This window comes from Burkholderia sp. E168m23 (genome assembly GCF_016586125.1).
GTDB lineage: Bacteria > Pseudomonadota > Gammaproteobacteria > Burkholderiales > Burkholderiaceae > Burkholderia > Burkholderia orbicola.
In genome coordinates, this window is record NZ_BCPP01000810.1 from 1 (window position 1) to 3370 (window position 3370).

The window sequence follows — 3370 nt, forward strand, 5'->3', positions numbered from 1 at the left end:
AACGCGCTGCGCGGCTTTGCGCAACCGGCCGCATGCGCGGCGAACGGAACGGCGAGCGCGAGCAACGCGCAGGATGCGAGCAGATTCTTTTTCTTCATGGTGAGGCTCCTGGCTGGGTGAAAACCGTTGAATCCGACGGGAAATGCCGTCGTTTATTGGGGCGTCGTACACGCGTCGATGCCGCTTGCGATCGCGGCGGACAGGCGCTGGATCGTCTCGCGCCGCGCGAGCCGCGCTTCTTCATCCGGATTGACGATCACGCCGGCTTCGACCAGCACGGCCGGAATCGGCGCGGTGCGCAGCACGACGAGATCGTCGAAGCGGTGGATGCCGAGTTGCGGGTCGATCAGCGGGCGATTCTCGCCGCGGATCGGCTGCGCGTGATACAGCGACGGCCGTTCGCCGGCCGCGACCAGCCGCTCGGCGATCGCCTTCGCGCAACGCAGGCTCTCCGCATAGTGCGGATTGCGCTCCGACACGAACACCGAGAAGCCGCGGAATTCGCGTTGCCGGCCCGCGTCGATGAACTGCTGCTGCATCGAGTCGTGATGGATCGACACGAACAGGTTCGCGTCGGGCGCCTGCGTCGAGCGCTGATCGAGCTTGATCTCACGGCCGTCCGCCGATGTGCGCAGCACGCGGTCGCTGTGCGCGGCGAGTTTGTCGGCGACCGCGCCGGACAGGTCGAGGTTGTACAGGTATTCGACGCGGCCGCTCGCACCGGTGGAGCCCGGATGCGCGGGTGTATGGCCGGTATCGACGACGATGTAGCGTCCGGACGCGGGCTCGGTAACGGTCGTGGTGGCGATGTCGGCCGCGTGCAGCGCCAGCGGCGCGCAGAGCAGCGGGGCGCACGCGAGCACGCGCGCGGCGGCGCGCACGAGCGGAAGGCGTCGGAGGGTTCGGTTCGTCATTGTTGTTGTCGAGAAGGGCGTACGGCGCGTCGAACGGCGCGCCACCGTCGGCCTGCTCAATGCAGTCGGAATGTCGCGCGATTATAGCGGGTGGCGGCGACGCCGCAATGACGCGCGACGGCTGTCAGGCGAGCACGCGATGCGCCGCCAGCATGCCCCAGTACGACGCTTCCTCGAACAGCGACAACCCGGACAGGTCGGCATGCGCGAATACGACGGGGCCATCGGCATCGCGCAGTGCGAGCAGCCCCGGCCGGCTCAGGAAGCCGACGTCGGGCGTGGCCATCGCATGGCCGCGCACGGTGATCTCGAGCGCGGTCGCATGCTTCCACAGCTCGCGTCCGTACACGGCCTGCAGGTCGAGCGCCGCCTGCTCGCGCAATGCGTCGGGCTTCGCCTGCGCGAGCCAGCGGCGCGTATCGTCCGGCGTTTGCGTGCTCAATGCCTGATAGGCGGAAAACACCGAGCGCGTCGGCGGCGACATCCGGATCAACTGATGCGTCGACACGACGTAGCCGAGCCCCGCGCCGTCGTAGACGACGTTGTCCCACGCGAGCGGCACGCCCGCTTCCTCGGCCGGCATGCCGTCGAGCAGGAAGTTGGATACGAGCCACGGCGCGCGCGGCGGCAAGTCGCGCGCGGGTTCGAAACCGTACGCGGCAAGCTGCGGAAACACGCGCGCCGCGACGAACAGCGGCATCGCACATACGACCCGTCGCGCCTTCAGCATGAACGTCGACAGCGTACCGTCATGGCCGACGCGTGCGCACAGTACGTCGACGCCGCCCGCGCGTTCGGTCGCGCGCACCGCGAAGCCATCGCGCGACCACGCGTTCGAGCCGGTGCGCGCGGTGATCGAATCGCTCAGCTTCGTCACCATCGTGTGCAGCCCGTCGGGCCAGGTCAGCACCGCGCCGTCACTCGCATCGCCCGCATGGCCGCCGCGCGACGAGAAGTAGTGCAGGCCGGCCCAGGCGGAGACATGCTCGTAACCGGCGCCGTAATCGTCGCGGCAGCAGTAGTTCAGATACCAGTGCAGCGCTTTCGCGGTATAGCCTTCGTCGAGCAGCCACTGGCGGAACGAGCGCCGATCGAGTGCGCGCCAGCGCGGGTCGCGCGACGATTCCGCGATCGGGATGCAGAACACCTTGCGGCCGTCGGCGCCGCGCGCGGTGCGCAGCCCGTCCGTGTACGCGAAGAAGCGCGCCTGCTGCGCGAGCGCGTCGGCGTCGAGGCCGGTGGTCGGCACGATGCCGTCCTGCCACTGCCCGCCGATGAACAGGCGTTCGTCCGGTGCGTGGACGAGTGCACGCTCGTCGTACACGGGGCGTACCGAGAACGGTGCGGATTCGATCACGCCGAGATCGGCGAGCATGTCGCGCAGATGGGCGGATTCGAGCGACGGCAGCGGCAGATAGTGCGCGCCCTTCGGATAGCCGAGGTCGCCGAAGCGTCCGCCGGCCGCGTTGCCGCCGAATTCGGGGCCGGCGAGCACCGTGAAGCGCGTATGGCCCGCGCGCGCGAGCTGCCATGCGCACGACAGCCCGGCCGCGCCGGCGCCGAGGATCGCGACATCCGTCTCGATCGTGCCGGACGGCGCGGGCAGCGCGGCATGGTCGCGCAGCGCATGGCCTTCGCGCATGCCGGGGTAGCCGACCTGCGGCGTCGTCTCGATCCAGCCGGTGCGGCCGCATGCGGCGAGCGACGCGGCTGCCGACGCGACGAGGAACGTGCGGCGATCCATCAGCGCAGCACGTGCTTCCAGTCGTCGTCGAAGCGGCGCACGAGCGGCTGGTCGTTGAGTTCGTTCGGCGACATCGACAGCGCCGGCATGTCGGCCGGGAAGTGGAACATCTCGGCGGCCGTTTGCGCATCGAGCCAGCGCGTCGGCACCGAGTAATGCGTCGGCACCGTGAAGTCGCGGCGCTTGCCGGCGATCACGAAGCCCCAGTCGCCGAACGACGGCACGTAGCAGTGGTACGGCCACGTGTTGAGCCCGGCTTCGTGCAGCGTCGCGATGATGGTCCAGTACGCGTGCGGCGCGAAATACGGCGATGTCGACTGGATCACCGTGTAACCGTTCTCCGACAGGTGGCGCGCCAGCAGCCGGAACACCGGCACTGAGTACAGGCGGCCGAGCCCGAAGTTGGTCGGATCGGGGAAATCGACGACGATCGCGTCGTACACGTCGGCATTCGATTCGAGCCAGCGCACCGCGTCGTCGTTGATCACGTGCACGCGTGGGTCCTTCAGCGCGCCCTGGTTCAGCTTGACGAGCGGTGCCGACGTCGAGAACAGCTTCGTCATTGCCGGATCGAGATCGACGAGCGTGATCTGCTCGAGGTTGCGGTGTTTGAGCAGTTCGCGCACCGCGAGGCCGTCGCCGCCGCCGAGCACGAGCACGCGCTTCGCCCACGGCAGCGCCTCGATCGCCGGATGGATCAGCGCCTCGTGAT

At 68.8% G+C, this 3370-nt stretch carries 2 protein-coding genes and 1 pseudogene; all 3 read right to left on the bottom strand.

Features of this window, described 5'->3' with window-relative positions; all coding sequences use genetic code 11:
* Positions 1 to 152: 152 nt before the first annotated feature.
* Positions 153 to 914 (bottom strand): N-acetylmuramoyl-L-alanine amidase, encoded by a 762-nt coding sequence (locus tag JMF90_RS30035; protein ID WP_012339661.1) that lies wholly within the window; start codon positions 912 to 914, stop codon positions 153 to 155.
* Between the two features lie 124 nt (positions 915 to 1038).
* Positions 1039 to 2658 carry an NAD(P)/FAD-dependent oxidoreductase gene (locus tag JMF90_RS30040; protein WP_125381604.1) on the bottom strand — a complete coding sequence of 540 codons (1620 nt, stop codon included), beginning with the start codon at positions 2656 to 2658 and terminating at the stop codon, positions 1039 to 1041.
* Positions 2658 to 3370: pseudogene (locus JMF90_RS30045) on the bottom strand (polyamine aminopropyltransferase); the annotation flags it as partial. The pseudogene JMF90_RS30045 and the gene JMF90_RS30040, both read right to left, overlap by 1 nt.